20 protein-coding genes are annotated in these 22,664 nt (G+C 61.3%); 13 read left to right on the top strand and 7 right to left on the bottom strand.

Annotated features, from left to right (window positions below; translation table 11 throughout):
• The 10 genes from A6723_RS25815 to cyoE all read left to right on the top strand — a co-directional run.
• The coding region (locus A6723_RS25815; protein ID WP_064979887.1) for an Ig-like domain-containing protein at positions 1-3,322 on the top strand (3,322 nt) is incomplete at its 5' end.
• Positions 3,323-3,421: 99 nt separating this feature from the next.
• A complete protein-coding gene (locus tag A6723_RS25810) occupies positions 3,422-4,321 on the top strand; it encodes an OmpA family protein (RefSeq protein WP_054910356.1) in 900 nt (299 codons plus the stop codon).
• Between the two features lie 265 nt (positions 4,322-4,586).
• On the top strand, positions 4,587-6,776 hold the full coding sequence (locus A6723_RS25805; protein WP_082450824.1) for a type I secretion system permease/ATPase: 2,190 nt from the start codon (positions 4,587-4,589) through the stop codon (positions 6,774-6,776).
• 64 nt (positions 6,777-6,840) lie between these two features.
• The gene (locus tag A6723_RS25800; protein ID WP_306304370.1) at positions 6,841-8,100 is read left to right on the top strand and encodes an HlyD family type I secretion periplasmic adaptor subunit; all 1,260 of its coding nucleotides are present in this window, start codon (positions 6,841-6,843) and stop codon (positions 8,098-8,100) included.
• A gap of 4 nt (positions 8,101-8,104) precedes the next feature.
• Positions 8,105-9,679 (top strand): TolC family protein, encoded by a 1,575-nt coding sequence (locus A6723_RS25795; protein ID WP_082450830.1) that lies wholly within the window; start codon positions 8,105-8,107, stop codon positions 9,677-9,679.
• 924 nt (positions 9,680-10,603) lie between these two features.
• Entirely contained in the window at positions 10,604-11,596 is a 993-nt protein-coding gene (gene cyoA / locus A6723_RS25790; RefSeq protein WP_054910358.1) for a ubiquinol oxidase subunit II, read from the top strand.
• 6 nt (positions 11,597-11,602) lie between these two features.
• A complete protein-coding gene (gene cyoB, locus A6723_RS25785) occupies positions 11,603-13,585 on the top strand; it encodes a cytochrome o ubiquinol oxidase subunit I (protein WP_054910359.1) in 1,983 nt (660 codons plus the stop codon).
• Positions 13,586-13,589: 4 nt separating this feature from the next.
• Positions 13,590-14,219 (top strand): cytochrome o ubiquinol oxidase subunit III, encoded by a 630-nt coding sequence (gene cyoC / locus A6723_RS25780; RefSeq protein WP_015475724.1) that lies wholly within the window; start codon positions 13,590-13,592, stop codon positions 14,217-14,219.
• Positions 14,219-14,584 carry a cytochrome o ubiquinol oxidase subunit IV gene (gene cyoD / locus A6723_RS25775; RefSeq protein WP_024765643.1) on the top strand — a complete coding sequence of 122 codons (366 nt, stop codon included), beginning with the start codon at positions 14,219-14,221 and terminating at the stop codon, positions 14,582-14,584. Before cyoC ends, cyoD begins: the two co-directional genes overlap by 1 nt.
• A gap of 11 nt (positions 14,585-14,595) precedes the next feature.
• Positions 14,596-15,483 (top strand): heme o synthase, encoded by an 888-nt coding sequence (gene cyoE / locus A6723_RS25770; protein ID WP_054910360.1) that lies wholly within the window; start codon positions 14,596-14,598, stop codon positions 15,481-15,483.
• 221 nt (positions 15,484-15,704) lie between these two features.
• On the opposite strand, the gene A6723_RS25765 is transcribed toward cyoE, so the two are convergent.
• The 3 genes from A6723_RS25765 to A6723_RS25755 all read right to left on the bottom strand — a co-directional run bounded on the left by A6723_RS25765 (position 15,705) and on the right by A6723_RS25755 (position 17,951).
• Positions 15,705-17,003 carry an NAD(P)/FAD-dependent oxidoreductase gene (locus A6723_RS25765; protein WP_054910361.1) on the bottom strand — a complete coding sequence of 433 codons (1,299 nt, stop codon included), beginning with the start codon at positions 17,001-17,003 and terminating at the stop codon, positions 15,705-15,707.
• A gap of 53 nt (positions 17,004-17,056) precedes the next feature.
• Entirely contained in the window at positions 17,057-17,227 is a 171-nt protein-coding gene (locus A6723_RS25760; RefSeq protein WP_054910362.1) for a DUF3094 domain-containing protein, read from the bottom strand.
• A gap of 94 nt (positions 17,228-17,321) precedes the next feature.
• The gene (locus A6723_RS25755) at positions 17,322-17,951 is read right to left on the bottom strand and encodes a DUF1780 domain-containing protein (protein ID WP_054910363.1); all 630 of its coding nucleotides are present in this window, start codon (positions 17,949-17,951) and stop codon (positions 17,322-17,324) included.
• Positions 17,952-18,072: 121 nt separating this feature from the next.
• Here A6723_RS25755 and A6723_RS25750 point away from each other — a divergent pair, with 121 nt between their 5' ends.
• The 3 genes from A6723_RS25750 to A6723_RS25740 all read left to right on the top strand — a co-directional run bounded on the left by A6723_RS25750 (position 18,073) and on the right by A6723_RS25740 (position 19,515).
• Positions 18,073-18,507, top strand: a complete 435-nt coding sequence (locus A6723_RS25750) for a hypothetical protein (RefSeq protein ID WP_054910364.1) — start codon at positions 18,073-18,075, stop codon at positions 18,505-18,507.
• The gene (locus A6723_RS25745; protein WP_054910365.1) at positions 18,504-19,193 is read left to right on the top strand and encodes an energy-coupling factor ABC transporter permease; all 690 of its coding nucleotides are present in this window, start codon (positions 18,504-18,506) and stop codon (positions 19,191-19,193) included. The genes A6723_RS25750 and A6723_RS25745 overlap by 4 nt, the downstream gene beginning before the upstream one ends.
• Positions 19,194-19,299: 106 nt before the next feature.
• Positions 19,300-19,515, top strand: a complete 216-nt coding sequence (locus tag A6723_RS25740) for a hypothetical protein (protein ID WP_054910366.1) — start codon at positions 19,300-19,302, stop codon at positions 19,513-19,515.
• A gap of 176 nt (positions 19,516-19,691) precedes the next feature.
• Here the strand turns inward: A6723_RS25740 and yacG are convergent, their stop codons facing one another.
• The 4 genes from yacG to A6723_RS25720 all read right to left on the bottom strand — a co-directional run bounded on the left by yacG (position 19,692) and on the right by A6723_RS25720 (position 22,661).
• Positions 19,692-19,898: a DNA gyrase inhibitor YacG gene (yacG, locus tag A6723_RS25735; RefSeq protein ID WP_024765636.1), complete on the bottom strand. Its 207-nt coding sequence runs from the start codon at positions 19,896-19,898 to the stop codon at positions 19,692-19,694.
• A complete protein-coding gene (gene coaE / locus A6723_RS25730; RefSeq protein ID WP_054910367.1) occupies positions 19,895-20,503 on the bottom strand; it encodes a dephospho-CoA kinase in 609 nt (202 codons plus the stop codon). The genes yacG and coaE overlap by 4 nt, the downstream gene beginning before the upstream one ends.
• 64 nt (positions 20,504-20,567) lie before the next feature.
• Positions 20,568-21,440 carry an A24 family peptidase gene (locus A6723_RS25725; RefSeq protein WP_054910368.1) on the bottom strand — a complete coding sequence of 291 codons (873 nt, stop codon included), beginning with the start codon at positions 21,438-21,440 and terminating at the stop codon, positions 20,568-20,570.
• A gap of 3 nt (positions 21,441-21,443) precedes the next feature.
• Positions 21,444-22,661, bottom strand: coding sequence for a type II secretion system F family protein (locus A6723_RS25720; protein WP_054910369.1), 1,218 nt, complete (start codon positions 22,659-22,661; stop codon positions 21,444-21,446).
• Positions 22,662-22,664: the final 3 nt, after the last annotated feature.

Raw genomic sequence — 22,664 nt, 5'->3', positions numbered from 1 at the left:
CAACACCAGCATCAAGTCGGATGTCTTCAGCCTCACCACCGACTACACCCCGCCGGACTACAGCAAGCTGGCTATTACTGGCGTGCTGGACAGTGTGGGTGATGCCACCGGCAACATTCTCAATGGTGGTATCACTGACGATTTCCGTCCGGTGATCAGTGGTACCGGCACGGCCGGGGATACTATCGCTGTGTATGCCAAGGACAGTACCGATAACCATCGGATCGGCACGGCCATCGTGGATGTAAGTGGCCATTGGTCGATGCAGCCTGTGATTGCGCTGGTGTCGGGGCTGAATGACCTAACCGCAGTGGAGTCCGATCCCGCAGGCAATGTCACCGCCCCGAGTGCGAAGTACAGCATCATACTGGATGGGACGACGCCGACTAATTTCGCCACCATTACAGGTATCTCCGACGATACCGGTTTCTCTGACCATGACTTCGTCACTCAAGACCGTACGCTGCTGATCAACGGCACAATCGACAGTGCGCTGCAGTCTGGGCAGAAGGTGCAGTTCTCCACAAACGGAGGGGTAACCTGGAAGGACGCCACCCTCAGCGATGATCGTTTGCGCTGGAGTTATGACAACAGGTCTGTGTCCCTGGCGGATGGTACCTATACCTTCGAGGCGCGCGTCGTCAGCGAGGCGGGTATTGCCGGTCAGGTGACGACTCAGCAGGTTGTCATCGACAACTCGCAGCCGACCAACAAGGTGACCTTCGCCCTGGATCCCGCCAGCGACAACGGCGTGTCCAACACCGATAACATCACCTCGATCATGACGCCAACGATCAACGGTACGGTGCAGGCGGGGAGTCACAAGTTCGAGGATCTTACCGTCACGCTGTTCTGGGACAAGAACGGCAACAACCAGATCGATCCCGGTGAGGATATTTACGGGCAAGGCATCAAGGTCAACAGCGATGGTACCTGGAGCGCCGACCTGTGGTCGTTGCACGAAGGCGACTACCTGCTGAAGGCTGTGGTGACGACGGCGTCCGGTGTCACCGCTTCGCCGAGCTATGTTGGCTCGCTGGATGGCAAGAACGACATCCTGACCATCACCAAGGATTCACCGCAGCACTATTACGGTGCCAAGCAGGCAGGCTTTGAGTTCGGCTGGGACGTAGTCAACATCGGTGACTTCAACGGCGACGGCTACGATGACCTTCTGGTGTCCGCACGTAACTCCGATACCTTGGGTCGAGTCAACAACGGTGGTGCATGGGTTCTGTTCGGCGGCGAGAACGGCTTGCCGGTGCTGGACCAGAACACCATCACCAACCTGAGACCTGACCAGGGCATCTTCTTTGCCGGCGCCTACAACGGCGACATCATGGGTACCGGCATTAACGCGCTGGGGGACTTCAATGGCGACGGTTACAAGGACGTCATCATCTCCTCGCACTGGCCGGACAAGATCTATGTGATCTTTGGCGGGCCGAACAACAGCTGGGGTACAGGCACGGTGGACCTGGCTACCATCGATGCTGGCGACAATACCCATGGTTTCGTGATCCGTAACTCGGGCGTCAACCCCAATAACCCCTCTGCGCCAGGCAACGACAGCTGGAACGGTGTTGGTGTCGGTGGTGGTGGCGACTTCAATGGTGATGGCTACTCGGACCTGCTGTTCGGCAACCGCGAGGCGGGTCCGAATAACAGTGGTGCTGGTTACGTTCTGTACGGCGGCGCCGGTGTCAACAAGAACATCGCCATGGATTGGAGCAACCCGGCCACTGGTACCGGCTCCAACCAGACCTGGGCGCACTTCCCGGCTGGCGTGAACGGCACGATGATCATCAACTCGTTCACTGGCACGGTCACTAACTCGTCGCAGGTGAATGGGGTCGACCTTGGCGACTCGATCAACAATGTCGGCGATGTCAACGGCGATGGTATCGACGATTTCGTGATCGCCGACCCGCGTGCCAACAACATCATGTCGCAGGGCTACGGTGCTTCCGCGGGTACCGCCTACCTGGTCTATGGGAAAGAGGGTGGTTTGGGGGCTTCGCTCGACCTGAACAACCTGACCCTGGATCAGGGCATCCGCATCAATGCGCAGCACTACGAGTGGCTTGGCTCGACGCGCCAGGACTACTCGACCAACACCATTACTGCGTTGGGCGATATCAACGGCGATGGCATTGGTGACTTTGCGATCAGTGCGCCTTACTCGGAGCCGGGCGACCCGGGCCGCGTGTGGGTCATCTATGGCAAGGCGGGGGGTTACACCAGCGATATCAACCTCGATGCATTGAATACCGTCGGTGTACCGTCGCAGTTCAACACCAACCCGACGTTCGACTCCAGTGTCGGCTCGCTCATCCTCAACGAGAAGGCGACCTACAACGCAGCCACCGGCAAGTGGACGCAGAGCACCGTAGACGAATGGTTCGGCGTGAGTATCCGTGCAGGTGGCGATATCAACGGCGACGGCATTGATGACTTCATCATCGGTGCGCGTTATGCCGACCGCCCTGGCATGGGTAACGGCGATAACGCCGGTGCGGTGTACGTGGTCTATGGCACCGAGCATGGTCTGCCAGCCATCTGGTCGATCAAGGATGTTGTCAACGATCCGAGCAAGGGCTTCGTGCTGTATGGCGAAGGTGCCGGCTATGAAATGGGTAACGGCGTGGCCATGGGCGACTGGAACGGCGATGGCATGGCGGATATCGCCACGGGTGCCTACAACGCCGACTTCACGGCCAACGACTCGGGAGCGATGTACGTCTACTACTCCTCCTCCGACTCGTTCACCAAGAAGTACACCAATGGTGATGATTACCTGGTGGCGGATGGCAAGGACGACCATGGCAACCCGGTCAATGACTACCTACTGGGTGGGGCTGGCAATGACACCATCGTCAACATCGGCACCATGGACTATGCCAACGGCGGTGAGGGCAACGACTTCATCCATATCGTCAGCACCGATTTCCTGGGTGTTAACGGCGGCTCGGGCACTGACACCCTGGTGTTCGATGGCCAAGGCCTGGACATCAATCTGTCGGTCATGAAAACCAAAGTGATCAGCTTCGAAAAGTTCGACCTGGGGCAAGGTGGCAATAGCCTGACGGTCAAGCTGGACGACGTGCTGCGGATGGGTGAAACCGACCTGATGTTCAAGGACGGCAAGAAGCAACTGGTAGTCAATGGCGACTCCAGCGGCAACGTCGACCTAGTCAAGACCGGGGTCGACTGGACCGAGTCGAGCGCCACCGGCAGCGATGGTCATGCCTACAAGGTGTACAGCTCGGGTACTGGTGAGCTGTGGGTCGAGGACCACGTTCAAGTACACCAGATCGCCTAAGCCCTGGCTGGAGTGCGGAATCTTCCGTGCTCCAGCCTCACCTCCCGTTCAATTGCAAACCTCGCCGTGCAAGCGGCGAGGGTTTGGAGAGTATTTCAAATGGCATTTTCTCTTTTCAGCCCCTTGCACAAAGGCGCCAGCTTCAGTGCCCTGGTGGTAGCCTTGGGTTTCGCCTCGGCTGCCCTGGCGCAAAACGATTCAATCTACGGCAACACCTACAGCCCGGTTCCCAATGCGGTACCGGAACAGGCTCAAGTCGTGCTTTATCGCGCCCTTGGCGAAGGCCGTGAGGCGGATCACGTGTATGTCGATGGCGAACTGCAAAGCGCGTTGATGCCGGGAGGCTACACCGTGTTCTGCCTTGCTCCCGGCCGTCACTCACTGGAAGCCTACGAGGGTGATGCACCGCTGTACGCCGGAAAACGCAATCCTGGAACCTATGCCGAGTTCACCGGTGGCAAGAGCTACTTCCTCAAGGCCCCGGCGGGTGGTGCCAGCAAGGTCCCCACGGCGCTCGCTCGCTCGACTGCCGAGCAGGAGCTGCAAGGCCTGCGCCTTCAGACCCATGTACTCAATCGCGCCAGCGCCGCCGTGCCGTGCCAGTCAGCGACCAAGTTGAGCCTGCGCAGCGATGTGTTGTTCAACTTCGGCAAGAGTTCCTATAAAGACCTGACCGCTCAGGGCCATGCGGAACTGAACAAGATCGCCCAGCAGATCGGTAGCCAGACTCAGGCCATCGAGAGCATCGAGGTCGTGGGCCATGCCGATCCGATTGGTAATGCCCAGGCCAACCAGCGCTTGTCGTTGGCGCGCGCGGAGACCGTCCGCCGTGCATTGGTCGAACTGGGTATCCAGAGCGACCTGGTGCAGGCCAGCGGGCGTGGCAGCAGCGAGCCCGTTGTGCAATGTGATAGCGGTTCGCGTAAGCAGCGCATTGCCTGCAACGCACCCAATCGTCGCGTTGAGCTGGTGATTCTCGGTGTGCGTGGCGACACCTAAGCGGTAATCCTGTATCCGCCGGGACCGGGCTTTGCCTGGTCCCGGCGGTTCTGTTCTGCCCCCTCTCTCTTCCCCCGCGGCGCTTGCCGACCCCGTCCCGTCTCCGCTCGTTCCTACGGCCTTTTCCAGCCGGATGGCGATATCGATGCCCTGGTCTGTCGGTAGACAGAAAGATACGTCAGATCAATCAGGCTTTTCCTATGCCGCGCGAAACGGGCCGTTTCTACCATGCGCATGCCTTTTCTTCCTCATCGTAGGTGCATTGATGAATCCCTCTGCGTTATCCCCTTCCGCCACCGTGGATCTGGGCGCTTCTTCCGAGAACGACAGTCTGCTGGCGGGGGTGCAATGGTTCTGCGCCCATTACGACAAGCCCGCGACTCTCGAGTCCCTGTACGCCGGTCTGCCACGCGGCCAGCGCCTGAAGCCGAGCCTGGTGGTGCGCATGCTGGAGCAGGCTGGCATCGGTGCCGGTTGGGTCAAGCGCCGTCCGGCTGAGCTGTCGTCCTACCTGTTTCCGCTGATGCTGCTGTTCAAGAACGGTGAGGCGCGCATCCTGGTGGCCCGTCGTGGCGAGCAGTTCGAGCTGGTGGTGCCTGAGGCGGGCGGCGGCAGCATGACGCTAAGTGCGGAGGAACTGCAGGAAAACTACCTGGGCTATGCGCTGCTGGTGCGGCCAAAGGCTGCCCCGGATGCGCGTACCGAGATCCCCCAGGGGGAGGGTCAGGCGCACTGGCTGTTCTCCACCTTGTGGAGCTATCGCCGCTATTACTACAGCGCGGCACTGGCGACCTTTCTGATCAACATCCTGGCGCTGTGCAGCACATTTTTCATCATGAACGTGTACGACCGCGTCGTACCCAACCAGGCCTTCGTCACACTCTGGTCGCTGGCAATCGGCGTGATGGTGGCGATCGGTTTCGAGTTCACTTCGCGGCAGACCCGCGCCTACTTGCTCGATTCCGCCGGCAAGAAGGCCGACCTGATCCTAGGCGCCAAGCTGTTCCGCCAGTTGATGGAGGTGCGCCTGGAGCACAAGCCTGCATCGGCCGGCTCCTTCGCCAACCAGTTTCGCGAGTTCGAGTCGGTGCGCGACTTCATCACCTCCGCCTCGCTCGCAACGTTGGCGGACTTGCCGTTCTGCCTACTGTTCATCTTTGTGTTGTTCCTGATCAGCGGCCCGCTGGCTTTGGTGCCCTTGGGGGCAATGATCGTATTGCTTGGCGTCTGCACCTACATCCAACTGCCTCTGTCGCGCCTGATGAAGGAAAACCTGCGCGAGGCGTCCCAGAAGCACGGGTTGCTGATCGAGGCAATTGAAGGCGTAGAGACGCTGAAAGCAACCCATGCCGAGGGCAGCATGCAGCGCCGCTGGGAAGACTTCAGCGCGCAACTGGCAGCCTCGTCGATCAAGACCAAGGCACTGTCGAACCTGGCCAGTAACTCGATCTCTCTGATCAGCCAGGTTACTACCGTGGTTCTGGTCCTGTGGGGCGTGTACCGGATTGCTGACGGCGACCTGACCCAGGGGGCATTGATCGGTACGGTCATGCTGACCAGCCGTGCTATCGGGCCTCTGGCAAGCGCAGTGGGCCTGGCAGTGCGTTACCAGCAGGCGAAGACGGCCTTGAAGTCGTTGAACCAGCTGATGGAAATCCCGACGGTTCGTGAGAACAGCCGGCGGTACCTGCAGGCACCGCAAGACGCGACCCTGTCACTGCGTCGTGTGAAGTTCCATTACCCGGCGCCGCCGATGCAGCCCGCGCCGACCGTGTTGAACAACATCACCCTGAATATCAAACACGGTGAGCGTGTAGCCATCGTCGGCAGTATCGGCAGTGGCAAGTCCACCCTGCTACGAGTACTCGCTCGGCTGTACCAGCCGGTGGAAGGCCAGGTGTTGATGAACGGCATTGATGCCGAACAGATCGATCCGGCGGATTGGAGTGCGGCAGTGGGCTTCGTAGGGCAGGACGCGCGGCTGTTCTATGGCTCGTTGCGGGAAAACCTGCTGATTGGCAACCCGTCGGCGACCAGTGAAGAACTGATTCACGTCGTGCAGTTGACTGGTCTGGCGTCCGTGGCCAGCAGCCACCCGCTGGGGTTCGATCGTCCGGTAGGGGAAATGGGGCAGGCGTTGTCCGGTGGGCAGCGACAACTGGTTGCCCTGGCGCGCTCGCTGCTGCTGCACCCGCAGGTGCTGCTGCTGGACGAGCCCACCAGTGGCATGGATATGCAGACCGAACGGATGTTCCTGCAGCGCCTGGAACAGGCTACGCAAGGCCGCACGTTGGTGGTGGTGACCCACCGTTTCTCGCTGCTGGAGCAGATCGATCGGCTGATCGTCCTGGATGCCGGCCAGATCGTTGCCGATGGTCCCAAGGACGAAGTGCTGCGCGCCCTGCAATCCAACCAATCCCCGACCGAGCCAAGCAAGGCTGCGGTCTATTCCTGACGAGCCCAACATGACTGATTCTCCAATCAAGGTCCCGGTAGCGCCGACCGGTGCGTCACCGAGTGTGCCGGCCGCCAAGAGTGCAGCAAAACCGGTTGCATCCTATGCCAAGGAAGTGGCGCGCCTGCGTGAAAACGACATGGCTTACGTAGAAGACCTGCAGGCGGCACTGATCTCCCAGAAAACCACTGCCAGCACGATTCTCCTGTTGCTGATCGGGGTGATCTTCTGCGGAGCGCTGATCTGGGCTTACTTCGCTCGCGTGGAGGAGATCACCCGCGGAGAGGGCAAGGTGATTCCTTCCAGTCGCGAGCAGGTCATCCAGAGCCTGGAAGGCGGCATCCTCGAGCAGATGAACGTCCGCGAGGGCGATGTGGTGCAAGCCGGCCAGGTGCTCCTGAAAATCGATCCGACCCGCGCCGGCGCGAGCTTCCGCGAAACGGAGTCCAAGGTGCTGGCACTAAAGGGCCAACTGGTCCGCCTGCGTGCTGAGGCCTATGGGCAGAAGCTGAGTTTTCCGGCGGACGTGAAAGCGGTTCCTTCGATCGTCGACTCCGAGACCGAGGCCTTCAACGCGCGTCGGCAGATGCTCGACGAAGGACTCACCGGGCTGCAGAAGAGCCTGTCGCTGGCTGAAGGCGAGCTGACGGTTTCGGAGCAGTTGGCCAAGAAAGGATTGATCTCGGATGTGGAGATCCTGCGCATGCGTCGTGCGGCCAACGAACTGCGCATCCAGATGAGCGAGCGACGCAACAAATACCGCTCGGATGCGAACGCCGACCTGACTCGCACGGAAAGCGAGCTCGCCCAGTCTGTCGAGAACCTTGCCGGGCGCGAGGACGTGATGAAGCGCACCACGATCACTTCGCCGATGAAGGGCATCGTGAAAAACGTGCGGGTGAACACCATTGGCGGCGTGATCCGCCAGGGCGACGACATCATGGAGATCGTCCCGCTGGAGGATCAGTTACTGGTGGAGGCGAAGATCCTGCCCGCCGACGTTGCCTTCCTGCGCCCCGGCCTCCCTGCGACCGTGAAGATCTCGGCCTATGACTACGCCATCTATGGCGGCCTCAAGGGCAAGGTCGAGCTCATTAGCCCTGACACCATCAAGGATGACGAAAAGGCTCGCCAGGGGCGCCCGGATACCTATTACCGAGTGCTGATCCGAACCGACCAGGCCGAGCTGGTCAAGGGCGAGAAACATTTTCCGATCATCCCGGGCATGACCGCGATCGCGGACATTCGCACCGGCGAAAAAACCATCCTGGACTACCTACTCAAGCCCGCGCTCAAAGCACGCGAGGCGTTCCGCGAGAGATGATGAAATGAAACCGCGTAAACCCCTGAAACTCGGGCGCAAGCGTGCCTGGCTCAATGGCTCGGCACTTGCCGTCGCTCTGGCTTCGCTCTCGACCGTTTCAGCTCCTGCTGCACTGGCGGCTGATGACGATGGCGAGCTGCTGAGCTTCCAAACCAAGCCTGCCGCGAGTGTCGCTACGAATGCCAATACTGCCGCAGCGCCGTCCGTGGCGGCCAGGTCTATCGACTCGAATGTCATCGCTCCAACCGCTCCTGTGCCAGCTGCCGGCAAGAAGATTCCGGCCTCCAGCCCAGTGGACCTATCCTTGCCGGTGGCCCTGGCTAGCAATTCAAGCTCGACGGATGGCGCTGGCCTGCAACTGTCGACCCTTGAGTACCTCCGTAACATGGTCGGCATCGCTCTGAGCATCAGCCCGGAGATGAAACAGGCATCTGCCACGCTGGATGCAGCACATAGCGATGTGGACCAGGCGAAGGGCGCACGCTGGCCCCAGGTGCAGTTGGGATTGAATTCGCCGACCCTCCGCTCCAAGAAGCAGGAAGGCGAAGGTGATGGTTCGGGGACGTCAATTCAGGTGGTGACGCCGGTCTATGACTTCGGTGCGATCAGCAACACCATCGACAGTCGCAGCAAGACTGCGAGCGCCCAGGAGCAAGCGGTGGAGCAGGCGCGGGTTACAGTCGCCTACAACACCGTTGCTTCTCTGCTGGAGCTCAGCCACCAGCAGGAAGCGCTGACGGCTACCGATCGCTATGTGTCGCGCATGCGTGAACTGGTGGACATGCTGTCGCAGATTTCCCAGGTCGACCCTGGGCGACGCAGCGAAGTCGTCCAGGCGCGCGCTCGTCTGCTTCAGGCGGAGACTTCTCGCGCCAACGTGCAGGCCAAGCTGCAGCAAGTGAAGACCAGCCTGGCCAAGTTGGTTGGTGAGGACGTGGCGGTGCCTGCCAGCGTGAAGTGGGAGTGGACGCGGATTAACCTGGAGCGAGCCCTGAGCGAGATGCAGGAAAGCCCGGCGATTCAGCAGGCCCGCTGGGAAATGGATGCCGCGCGGGCAAACGCCGAGTCCGTCAAGTCCTCGCAGCTTCCGGCGCTCAATTGGGTAGTCGGACGCAATACCGGCAATGACGTATTGAGCAGCAATGAGCCGTGGTCCACCGGACTTGCCGTGCAGTGGAACGCTTTCCAGGGCGGCTCGGGGAGGGCTGCTCAGCGCGCCGCCTACCAGCGCGCCGATGCTGCCGAACAGAAGATGGAGACTACCCGTCGCGAGGCGGAGTACCAAATTCGCAATCTGGCAGAGCAGCGTGATCTTGCTGTTTCCCGGATTGGCGAGTTCGAGTCCTTGCTGTCGGAGTCCGACGGTGTGCGCAAGATGTTCTATGACCAGTGGTATCACCTGGGCAAGCGTACCTTGCTGGATGTGCTGATTGCGGAGAACGATTATTACTCGGGGCAGGTCCAGTCGATCGACAACTTCTATGCCAGCAAGTCGGCCGATCTGCAGATTCGCTCGGAAGCCAGTGGGCTGCTTTCATGGCTTGCCATGGGCGAGGATCACACGGCTGTGCAGCGGTGATTGCCGGATTCATGCTGTCATTCGCGGGCAATGCTGTGCCGGTGAGGAGATGCGCCTCTTTAAGCAACGAAGAGGTGCTTTCGACTCCAAGGGGCAGCGCCTTGATGGTGGGCAGAATAACGGGGCGAATCGCGATCCTCGCAGGCTTATCCGGAAACAACCTGCATTGATTGAGCGCAGCAAACCGCTTCGATGCGGCGATATGTCGCAATGCAGAATGCCCCCTCCGCCCCCTCGAAAATAACCGTGACTGCAATATTGATCGGGGCGTTGCCCGAGCGTGCGCCGCTCCCTCTCTCGGCATTTGCATCTGGCCTGTAGCCCCTTTGCTACGGCGTCTGCAGCCCATCAAAGGGCTGTGGATAACTGCTATGGGCAGGGGGCAGGGCGCCTGTGTTCGACTGGCTGGTCGAGCAGGGAACGCTCGAGACTGTTTCCTGGTTTGAGAAAATATCTTGTTAAAAATGGGAGGCTGGGGCCTTGAAAGGCGTTTCTGAAATGCTTTGTAATACCCGCCGTCCATTTCCTACCCCCAAATCGCTGAGTCGCACTGACGCAGATCATGGCCAGTGTTCACCCTTCGGTGCAGCGGCATAACAACAGGGGGCTGCCATCGGTGGGCTCCTGTCATCTGACGAGTCGGGCAATCCGCTCGTGCAATCGGTGTGCGACGCGCGTGCTTTAACAGGCCGCCAGTCCAGACACCACACGCTGAATACTCACGGAACGAATCAGCTGACGAAATCGGTTTCGCATCGCGAAGACCGGGCGACCTCCCTTTGCCTGGAATCCTTGCGGCCGCATTCGTGAATCCATGACAGCCCTGGCAGGCGACCTGGAAAGGTCGCGGGTAACGAGTCGTCGAGCGATGCGTGGCGAAGGCTCATGGGCGGTGAAGCGATTTTCATCCACTAAGGCCGCAAGATGAAAAAAGAGCAGTACACAGGAATTTTGAAGAGACTGGCGTGGCTGCCGATGCTGATGCTCGGTGGTTGCAACATGGCGCTGTTCGACCCGAAAGGGCAGGTTGGCGCCGACGAGAAGTCCCTGATCATCACAGCAACCTTGCTGATGCTGATCGTGGTGGTGCCGGTCATCCTGATGACCTTTGCGTTCGCCTGGAAATACCGGGCTTCGAACACCAAGGCCACCTACATGCCGGACTGGTCGCACTCGACCAAGATCGAGCTGGTGGTGTGGCTGGTTCCCTGCCTGATCATTGCCGTGCTCGGCTGGATCACCTGGGAGAGCACCCACAAGCTGGACCCGTATCGTCCGCTGGACTCCGAGGTCAAGCCGGTGACCATCCAGGCCATCTCGCTGGACTGGAAGTGGCTGTTCATCTACCCCGACCAAGGTATCGCCACCGTCAACGAAATCGCCTTCCCGAAAGACACCCCGGTGAACTTCCAGATCACCTCGGATTCGGTGATGAACTCGTTCTTCATCCCGCAGCTGGGTAGCCAGATCTACTCCATGGCCGGGATGCTCACCAAGCTGCACCTGATCGCCAACGAAGAAGGCGTGTTCGACGGCATCTCCGCGAACTACAGCGGCGGCGGTTTCTCGGGCATGAAGTTCAAGGCCATTTCCACCTCCGAGCAGGGCTTCCAGGATTGGGTTGCGAAGGTCAAGGCCTCGCAGCAGACCCTGAACCTGGAGCAATACCCGGAGCTGGTGAAACCGACCGAGAACGTCCCGGCCACCTACTTCGCAACCGTCAGCCCCGAGCTGTTCTCCCACGTGCTGAACAAGTGGGAACACGCTGGCCATGCGATGGCCAAGGCCCATGAGGCCAAAGAGCAGGCCGAGAAGGGCGAGCACGGCGAAGCGCATGAAGAGGCCGCCATGGCGGGCCACGACATGAGCAACATGCAAGGCATGCAGGGCATGCAAATGAATCCGAGCCAGGAGTAACCGCAGATGTTCGGGAAACTGACACTGTCGGCCGTGCCGTATCACGAGCCGATCATCGTCATCACGCTGGCTATCGTCGCCCTGTTGGGCCTCGGTGTGTTCGGCGCGATCACCTACTACCGCAAGTGGACCTACCTGTGGACCGAATGGCTGACGTCCATCGACCACAAGAAAATCGGCGTGATGTACATCATCGTCGCCCTGGTCATGCTGCTGCGCGGCTTCGCCGACGCCATCATGATGCGCGGCCAGCTTGCGCTGGCTGAGGGCGCCAACCACGGCTACCTGCCGCCGGAACACTACGACCAGATCTTCACCGCTCACGGCGTGATCATGATCATCTTCATGGCCATGCCCTTCATGACCGGCCTGATGAACCTGGCCGTGCCGCTGCAGATCGGCGCGCGCGACGTGGCGTTCCCCTTCCTGAACTCCCTGAGCTTCTGGCTGCTGGTCGTCAGCGCCATGCTGGTGAACGTCTCGCTGGGCCTGGGTGAATTCGCCCGTACCGGCTGGGTCGCCTACCCGCCGCTGTCCGAGCTGGCCTACAGCCCGGGCGTGGGTGTGGACTACTACATCTGGGCGCTACAGATATCGGGTATGGGTACCTTGCTCACCGGCATCAACTTCCTGGTGACCGTGTTCAAGATGCGTACCCCCGGCATGAAGCTGATGCAGATGCCGATCTTCACCTGGACCTGCACCTTCGCCAACATCCTGATCGTTGCGTCGTTCCCGATCCTGACCGCGGCCCTGGGCCTGCTGTCGCTGGACCGCTACTTCGACATGCACTTCTTCACCAACGAGCTGGGCGGCAACGCCATGATGTACATCAACCTCTTCTGGGCCTGGGGCCATCCTGAGGTGTACATCCTGATCCTGCCGGCTTTCGGTATCTTCTCCGAAGTCACCGCGACTTTCGCTGGCAAGAAAATGTTCGGCTACACCTCGATGGTGTGGGCGAGCGCCGCGATCACCTTCCTCGGCTTCACCGTTTGGCTGCACCACTTCTTCACCATGGGTTCGGGCGGCGACGTCAACGGCTTCTTCGGCGTTGCGACCATGCTGATCTCCATCCCGACCGGGGTGAAGCTGTTCAACTGGCTGTTCACCATCTACCGTGGCCGCCTGCGCTTCGACACCCCGATCCTGTGGACCCTGGGCTTCATCGTCACCTTCACCATCGGTGGCATGACCGGCGTTCTGCTGGCCATCCCGGGCGCTGACTACCTGCTGCACAACAGCCTGTTCCTGATCGCCCACTTCCATAACACCATCATCGGTGGTGCGGTGTTCGGCTACCTGGCCGGCTTCGTCTTCTGGTTCCCGAAAGCCTTCGGCTTCAAACTGGACGAGAAGTGGGGCAAGCGTTCCTTCTGGTGCTGGCTGGTCGGCTTCTACATGGCCTTCATGCCGCTGTACATCCTCGGCTTCATGGGCATGACCCGTCGCCTGAACCACTACGACAACCCGATGTGGAAGCCGTACCTGGTCGTGGCTTTCTTCGGCGCCGTGCTGATCTTCCTCGGCATCGCCTGCCAGCTGATCCAACTGCTGGTGTCGATCAAGAACCGCGAGAAACTGGCGGACCTGACTGGCGACCCGTGGGGTGGCCGTACCCTGGAGTGGTCCACTTCCTCGCCGCCGCCGTACTACAACTTCGCCGAACTGCCGAAGGTCAACGACATCGACGCGTTCCACGACATGAAGCAGACCGGTACCGCGTACCGCAAGCTGCCGGCCTACGCGCCGATCCACATGCCGAAGAACACCGCCGCTGGCTTCTCCATCGCCGTGTTCGCCTTCCTCTTCGGCTTCGCCGCCATCTGGCACATCTGGTGGCTGGTGGGTGTTGGCTTCGTCGGCATGATCGCTTCGGTCATCGTGCGCAGCTACATCACCGACGTGGACTACTACGTCCAGCCGGATGAGATCGAGCGCATCGAGAACGCCAACTTCCAGAAACTCGCCACCGCGCAGCAGGTATAAAACCATGTCGACGGCAGTACTGAATCAACACCTGGTCGATACGCACGAAGCGGCGCACGACCATGACCACGCCCACGACAGCGGCGGTATGACGGTATTCGGCTTCTGGCTGTACCTGATGACCGACTGCATCCTGTTCGCGAGCGTCTTCGCCACCTACGCCGTGCTGGTCAACCACACGGCCGGCGGCCCGAGCGGCAAGGACATCTTCGAACTGCCCTACGTGGCCGTCGAAACCGCGATCCTGCTGATCTCCTCCTGCACCTACGGGCTGGCCATGCTGGCCGCGCACAAGGGTGCCAAGGGCAAGGCCATCGCCTGGCTGGGCGTGACCTTCCTGTGCGGCGCCGCGTTCATCGGCATGGAACTCAACGAGTTCCATCACCTGATCGTCGAAGGCTTCGGCCCGAGCCGCAGCGCCTTCTTGTCGTCCTTCTTCACCCTGGTCGGCATGCACGGCCTGCACGTATCCGCAGGCCTGCTGTGGATGCTGGTGCTGATGGCGCAGATTGGTACTCGTGGCCTGACCGCGCAGAACAACACCCGCATGATGTGCCTGAGCCTGTTCTGGCACTTCCTGGACATCGTCTGGATCTGCGTCTTCACCGTCGTCTACCTGATGGGGGCTCTGTAATGTCCGCTGCTGCACATCATCACGACTCCCACGGCGCCCACGGCCACGACTCCCATGGTGCCGGCCACGGCAGCCTGGGTTCGTACGCCATCGGCTTCGTGCTCTCGGTGATCCTGACCGCTATCCCGTTCTACATGGTCATCGACGGTGGCTTCTCGCGTCACGCCACCCTGCTGACCATGGTGATCCTGGGCCTGGTCCAGGTCGTCGTGCACCTGATCTGCTTCCTGCACATGAACTTCTCCTCGGAAGGCCGCTGGAACGTCATGGCATTCATCTTCACCGCCATCATCATCCTGCTGGTGGTTGGTCTGTCGCTGTGGATCATCTACACCGCAGACACCCTGATGATGCCGATGCCCTGAGGGCCGATGCCGTGAAACTCAAGCGTTATCTCCTGGTCGCCAAGCCGGGCATCATCTTCGGAAACCTGATCGCGGTGGCGGGGGGATACTTCCTCGCCGCTCGCGGCAGCGTTGACCCGATGCTGCTGCTGGCCACCGTGATCGGCCTGTCCCTGGTCGTTGCCAGCGGTTGTGTGTTCAACAACTGCATCGACCGCGACATCGATCGCTTCATGGAGCGTACCCGCAGCCGCGTCACCGTGACCGGGCAGATCTCGCTGACGGCCGCCCTGGCCCACGGCGTGGTTCTCGGCGCGGCGGGCTTCGGCCTGCTGGCGTGGAAGACCAACGTGCAGGCGACCCTGCTCGCTGCGTTCGGCTTCTTCGTCTACGTCGTGCTCTACAGCCTCTGGCTCAAGCGTGCCTCGGTCTACGGCACACTGGTCGGCAGTCTCTCCGGAGCCATGCCACCAGTGGTGGGCTACTGCGCTGCCAGCGGTCACTTCGACATGGGCGCTGCGGTGCTTCTGCTGATCTTCTGCCTCTGGCAGATGCCGCACAGCTACGCCATCGCGATCTTCCGCCTCAACGACTATCGCGCCGCCGGGATTCCCGTGCTGCCGGTAGAGCGGGGCATCGAAGCGACCAAGAAGCAGATCCTCTACTACGTGCTGGCCTTTGGTCTTGCGACCCTGCTGCTGACCGTCACCGGCTTCGCTGGCTACGGTTACCTGGTGGTGGCGCTGGCCGTCAGTGCCTGGTGGCTGTTCATCGCGGTGAAAGGCTTCAGTGCCGAAGACGATCGCCGCTGGGCCCGCCAGTTGTTCGCCTTCTCCATCATCGCGATCAGCGTGCTGAGCCTGATGATGTCCATCGACTTCCAGGCCATCCCGGCCCAGTCGATGCTGGCGGCGCTGTAAGGCCGCTCTGCTGTAACGAAAAAGCCGCCCCTCGGGGCGGCTTTTTTGTGCCAGGCATTCCTCGGCAATGAAGCTTTTTGTAGGAGCGAGCTTGCTCGCGAACCGCCCCAGCTTAGGAACTGCCGGGAAGAGCGTTCGAGCAGTCTCGCTCCTGCAGAGGCTCCCCGTACAAAAAAGGGCGGATACCTCGCAGTATCCGCCCTTCGTCTTTCATCCCAGGATCAATGCAGCTTCAACCGCGGCTCCGTGCTGCGCCCGATCCGGTCCGCGATCATCAACAACGCCGTGCGGAACGGCCCGTAGAGCGCCATCTGGTGCATGCGGTACAGCGACACGTAGAACATCCGCGCCAACCAGCCTTCGAGCTTCACGCTGCCCATCAGGTTACCCATCAGGTTGCCCACCGCGCTGAAGCGCGACAGCGAGATCAGCGAGCCGTAGTCGGTGTAGCGGTACTCCGGCAGCGGCTTGCCATCGAGCTTCGCGACCAGCGCCTTGGCCAGCAGCGAAGCCTGTTGGTGAGCGGCCTGGGCGCGCGGCGGCACGGTGCGATCGCTGCCATCGCCCATCGGGCAGGCGGCGCAGTCACCGAAGGCGAAGATGTTGTCGTCGCGGGTGGTCTGCAGAGTGGAGCGCACCACCAGTTGGTTGATGCGGTTGGTCTCCAGGCCGTCGATTTCCTTCAGCAGGCTCGGCGCGCGGATGCCCGCTGCCCAGACTTTCAAGCTCGCCGGAATGAACTCGCCTGCTGCCGTGCGCAGGCCGTCAGCCGTCACTTCCTGCACCGCCGAACCGGTGGCCACACGCACGCCGAGTTTCTCCAGCGTCTGGTGCACCGGCTGGCTGATGCGTTCGGGCAGTGCCGGCAGCACACGTGGGCCGGCCTCTATCAGGGTGATGCGCATGTTTTGTGGCTGGATGCCGGTCAGCCCGTAGGCCGCCAGCTCCTGCGCGGCGTGGTGCAGCTCGGCCGAAAGCTCGACCCCAGTGGCACCGGCGCCAACGATGGCGACGCTGATCTGATCGTCCTTGTCCTGCCCGGCGTGGGCGCGCAGGTAATGAGTGAGCAACTGCTTGTGGAAGCGCTCGGCCTGCTCGCGGGTGTCGAGGAAGATGCAGTGGTCCGCGGCGCCTGCGGTGCCGAAGTCATTGGTGGTGCTGCCGATGGACAGGACCAGCGTGTCGTACTCCAGGCTGCGAGCCGGCACCAGCTCCTCGCCCTGCTCATCGAGCGTGGCGGCGAGCTGAATGCGCTTGCTTGCGCGGTCCAGCCCATCGAGGCGGCCGAGCTGGAATTCGAAGTGGTTCCATTTCGCCTGGGCGACATAGTTCAGCTCATCCTCCGAGGAGTTGAGCGAGCCGGCGGCGACTTCGTGCAGCAGGGGTTTCCAGATGTGGGTGAGGTTGGCGTCGACGAGCGTAATGCGCGCCTTGCCCTTTTTACCCAGGGTGCGGCCGAGACGGGTCGCGAGCTCCAGCCCGCCGGCGCCGCCGCCGACGATCACGATACGATGGGACATGTTGCATTCTCATAGCTTAAGGAATCCTGTATCGGCCCGTGGCGGCACGGCGCTCACGCAAGGTAGGCCAGGAGGCGGCTCAGCAAACCCAGGGTGATGACTACCGCGAGCAAGCCTCCCATCATCAGCCAGGGTTTGAACGGCGCGCGTTCGACCTGGTGCACGGGGGAGCTGAGATAGTGATCGACCTTCTGCTGGTCTTCGGGGCTCAGGCGACTGGGCATGGGCGGCCTCCGTTTATAATGTCGAGCATTCTAGTAGGGCTTGGGCGGCCTCTCAATGCGCCGCCGATCAATGCAGCATTGCATGAGCGCCTATTTACAGGCCGACGCCCATGTCGAAAAGGATGCTTCGGCCCAGGCTGCCGCGCAGGAAATCCGGCGCGTCACTGTGGGCGAACAGCACGCGGGCAAAAGTCGGCCCGACCACCGACAGCGAGCGCCAACCCTGGCGCAGGTACTCGGTCGGCGGCGGAAAGGGCGTGTTGAAGTCCGGCGTCTCGCGCTTGAGGCTGACGAAGGCGAGCAGGTCCAGTTCGCGCGGGTCGATGCCGCGTTCGGTGTAGTTGTGTGCCTTCTTGCGCAAAGTAGGCGCCAGGCGCGCCTGCAGCTCCGCGCAGGGAATCCGCCGCGGGCGCTGCTCGCGACGAATCAGCTGGTTGATGCTCTGGGCCATGCGCCGGCGCAGCAGTTCTTCCTTCCACTCCTCATTGAGTCGGCGGCCCTGGTCGAGCACGAAGAACACCTCGAAGGTTGCATCGCGGAACAATACGTCCGGCGGCTGCTGGGTTGGCGCAATGAAGTCTTCCTGGCGATACGGCACCTTGAGCGCCTGCAGCAGTCGCTGGCACGCCCAGCACTCCCGTTCCCACTTGCGGGCATTGGAGAGGAAGTCGTTGGCTTGTTCCGCCTGGCGCGTCAGCAGGCGCAGATAGTCGGACTCGTTCATGCCCCAAGCATAGTTGCTGCGAAGCGCGGGCGGGTGGCGGGGGGGCGTGTAGACTGTTGCCAATCTTTGATGTTCGGGTCGAGGGTCAAGCGTGAAACGACTGCTGAGTGGGTTTGTGTTGATGGTAGTGGCGAGCTTTGCGGTGGCGCAGGAGTCGCCAGCCATCGGTTGGACGCTGCTGGACCAGTTTGACAAACCCTACACGGCGAACGCCGATCTCAAGGTGCTGCTGGTCGCCCACGACATGGCCGGTTCGAAGCTGGTAAAAGCCGCCCTGGCGGATCGTCCGCAGGGATACCTGGAGTCGCGCAGCGCCGCTTTCGTCGCTGACATCAGCCGCATGCCGGCACCGATCTCGAATATGTTTGCCATCCCCGCCATGCGTGACTACCCCTATCGCGTGCTGCTCGACCGCGAACCGCGCGTGGCCAGTCGCTTCCCCGCCACGGCGGATGCGGTGACCTGGTTGCAGCTGGAACAGGGCAAGGTCGTCGCCAGCCATAGCTTCGACTCGTCGGATGCCCTGCGCCAGGCGTTGGAGCGGGGCGCGCCGTGATCGCCGCACAGTTGCTGTCCGAAGAAACCCTTGAGCTTGGCTGGGCGATCTACCTGCCCATTGTCGCCTGGGCCATCTGGCGCGCGCCGTGGCTGGAACTAGTCAGCGATTTTCGCCGCCAGCACCTGGTGTTCGGCACCATGCTCGGGCTATTCCTGCTCTGGCTGGTACGGCGGGATTTTGCTTCCGGGGTGTCCTTCCATTTCATCGGCATGACCGCCGTAACCCTGCTGCTGGACTGGCCGCTGGCGATTATCGTCGGGCTGGTCGCGCAAATCGGCCTGTGCCTGATCGACCGCCAGGATTGGGCCGCCATCGGTGTCAACGGCATCCTGCTGATCCTGATTCCGGTGCTGATCACCGAGGTGGCGGCGATCCTCGTCGAGCATCGGCAACCCCGCAACCTGTTCGTCTATATCTTCTGCTCGGGGTTCTTCCCCGCGGCGCTGGCAGCCCTCTGCAGCCTGCTGCTGGGGCTCGGTCTACTGTGGATGGACGGGCTGTTCCCGATGCCGCCGTGGATCGAGGATTTCATCGGTTACCTGTGGCTGATCATGTTCCCCGAGGCTTTCATCAACGGCACCATCGTCACCGGGCTGGTGGTCTTCTACCCGGACTGGCTGGAGACCTTCAATCGTACGCGCTACCTGCAGGCGCCCTGGAAGGACGACGATGAGCCGCGCTGATGTTCGGCCATCTGCGAGGCCCATGCCCCCTGTGGCTTGATCCAGGTCAGTTCGGAAACCTCCTACGATCGGGGAAGCTTGGCCCCCCTTCGCAAGGAGATTGCCGATGAGCATTCACAGCTGGGCCGAGCAACGCCTCCACGAACTGCTGGTCGAGGCCGAAGCGGCCGGCCAGGACCCGCAACTGGTCGTTCGTGCACTGCTGAGCGCGGTGGTGCAGGCCAACGCGCAGGTCCGCACACAGGAAGACCTGGGGCATGAACTGCATTTCCTCGCCGACAACCTGGATGAGGAGCGGGACTACGCCTTCATGCGCCCCTGATTGAAAACCCCGCAGCCGCGGGACTTAGCTTTTCTGTAGGAGCGAGCTTGCTCGCGAACGTTTTTTAGGCAGTCTTCGTGATTAGGCGGTCCGCGAGCAAGCTCGCTCCTACAAAGAGTCCTGTGGCCTGGAGTGGCGCACAAAAAAGCCGCCTCGAGAGGCGGCTTTTTCACGGATCAATGCCCGCGCGGCGGTTTTTCCAGATCGCCGGAGAACAGCTCGTCTTCCTGGTTATCGCCGGGAATAGCGTGTTCTTCCGCCGCCCAGGCGCCAAGGTCGATCAACTTGCAGCGGTGCGAGCAGAAGGGGCGGAATTCATTCTTGGCGCTCCATTCAACAGGGGCGCCACAGGTGGGGCATTCCACGGTCAGGGGTTGGCTCATGGTTGTCCTCCACGCAGGCCTAGATAGAACTGATGCAGACGCTCGACCTGCTGGTGCAAGTGGCCGAGGTCGCCATCGTTGAGCAGCACGTCATCCGCGTGCTTGAGTCGGTCGTCGCGCAAGGCCTGGGCCTTGAGAATCGAACGGACCTGTTCTTCGGACACCTTGTCCCGGCGCATGGTGCGCTCCAGTTGCAGGTGCTCGGGGGTATCCACCACCAGCACGCGCTGGGTCATACGGTGCTGCCCGGACTCCACCAGCAGCGGCGATACCAGGATGGCGTAGGGCGATTGCGCCTGCGCCAGGTTGCTGGCGATCTCCTGGCCGATCAGCGGGTGCAGCAATTGCTCCAGCCAGCGTCGCTCATCCTCCGCCTTGAAGATGCGCTCGCGCAGGGCGGCACGGTTGAGCTGGCCGTCCGGCAGCAGCACGGCTTCGCCAAAGCGCTCGACGATCTGCGCCAGGGCCGGTCGGCCGGGTTCCACCACCCAGCGCGCGGCGTGGTCGGCGTCGACCATGTGTATGCCCAGCGAAGCAAAATGCTCGGCGGCGGCGCTCTTGCCACTGCCGATGCCGCCAGTGAGGCCCAGAATCCAGGGTTTCATCGTTCTCCTTTCTGCCGGCCCGGTGGCCGTCACAGGCGCCGAGGGAAGTCGGCGCCGGAGAAGGCTAGCGGAAACCGGCGAACTGCAGATAGGTCGCGGTTATTTGATCACCCCAGAGCAGCGCAATCCAGCCGGCGATGGCCAGATAGGGGCCGAAGGGGATCGGCGTACTGGTCTCGGCATTGCGCAGGCGCAGCATGATCACGCCCAGTACGGCGCCTACCAGCGATGACAACAGGATGGTCAGCGGCAGCACCTGCCAGCCACCCCAGGCGCCGAGCATGGCCAGCAGCTTGAAGTCGCCGTAGCCCATGCCCTCCTTGCCGGTGACCAGCTTGAACAGCCAGTACACTGACCACAGGCTCAGGTAGCCGAACACCGCGCCCCAGAGCGCATCGCCCAGGTTGGTGAAGATCCCGAAGTGGTTGACGATCAGCCCCAGCCAGAGTAGCGGCAGCACCAGGGCGTCCGGTAGCAACTGATGATCGACGTCGATCATGCTCATCGCCAACAAACCCCAGGTCAGCAACAGCATCGCCCCGGCCTGCCAGCCGAAGCCGTAATGCCAGGCGATGAAGGCCGACAGCGCGCCGCAGGCCAGCTCGATCAGCGGATAACGCTTGCTGATCGGCGCCTTGCACGACGAACACTTGCCACCCAGAACCAGCCAGCTCACCACCGGAATGTTCTCCCAGGGCTTGATCTCGTGGGAGCAGTGCGGGCACTGGGAGTTGGGCAGGACCAGGTTGTAGGTCGGACGCTTCTCGTCCTCCGGCAGGCCCAGGGTCTCCCGCGCCTGCTGCTGCCAGTCCAGCTCCATCATCCGAGGCAGACGATGGATCATCACGTTGAGGAAGCTGCCGACCAGCAGGCCAAGGAGGGTGGCGCATAAAACAAAGGCCAGCGGGGTGCTGGCCAGGAAGTCAAGAACGGACATGGGTTATACGACGTTGCCCAGTTGGAAGATCGGCAGGTACATGGCGATGATCAGACCGCCCACAAGCACCCCCAGTACCGCCATGATCATGGGTTCCATCAGGGTGGTCAGGTTGTCGACGGCGTTGTCGACTTCTTCCTCGTAGTAGCTGGCCACCTTGTCGAGCATGGCGTCGAGGGAGCCGGACTCCTCACCGATTGCGGCCATCTGAATGGCCATGCTCGGGAAGACCCCGGTGGTGCGCATGGAGAAATTCAGCTGGGTGCCGGAGGAAACGTCTTGCTTGATCTTGTTCACGGCGGTGCGGAATACCACGTTACCAGTGGCACCGGATACTGAGTCCAGCGCTTCGACCAACGGAACACCTGCGGCGAAGGTCGTCGCCAAAGTTCGCGCATAGCGCGCGACTGCTGACTTGTAGAGAATGTCGCCGACAATCGGCAGCTTGAGGACGCCGCGATCTACTGCGTCTCTGAATTTTTCCGAGCGTCGATGCGCTTCCCTCAGGGCAAATGCGATCACGAACATAGCTATCAGAATGACGAACCACCATTTCTGCATCACTTCTGAAATGCCGATGACCATCTGCGTAAATGCGGGAAGTTCTGCACCGAAGCTGGAGAATACGGACTGAAACTGTGGCACAACCTTGATCAGCAAAATGGCCGAGACGATTAGAGCGACGATTACAACCGCAATCGGGTAGGTCATCGCCTTCCGAATTTTGGCTTTGAGCGACTCAGTCTTTTCCTTGTACGTTGCAACTCGATCCAGCAGGGATTCGAGGGCTCCCGACTGCTCGCCTGCATCGACGAGGTTGCAATACAGGTCGTCAAAGTGCTGCGGTTTCTTGCGCAGAGAGTTGGCAAGGCTGTTGCCCGAGGCAACCTCTTGCTTTATCTCATCGACGAGCTTGCGCATGTTCGGGTTGTCGAAACCCTCCCCAATGATGTCGAAAGACTGCAGCAGTGGTACGCCTGAACCCATCATGGTCGCCATCTGACGGGTGAACAGGGCGATGTCCATGGGCTTGATCTTCTTGCCCGCGCTCAGCAGGGAGAGGCCCTTTTTGCGCACCTTGGTCGGATTGATGCCTTGTTTGCGCAACTGAGCCTTAACCAGCGCAGTATTGGTCCCAGAAAGCTCCCCTTTGACCTTTCCGCCCTTTCGATCAGTACCTTCCCAACTGAAAGTACTGGTCCTCAACACTTTTTCCGCCATGGA

The organism is Pseudomonas sp. AU11447, assembly GCF_001672555.2.
Taxonomy (GTDB): domain Bacteria; phylum Pseudomonadota; class Gammaproteobacteria; order Pseudomonadales; family Pseudomonadaceae; genus Pseudomonas; species Pseudomonas nitroreducens.
This window is presented reverse-complemented; position numbering and strand designations above follow the sequence as displayed.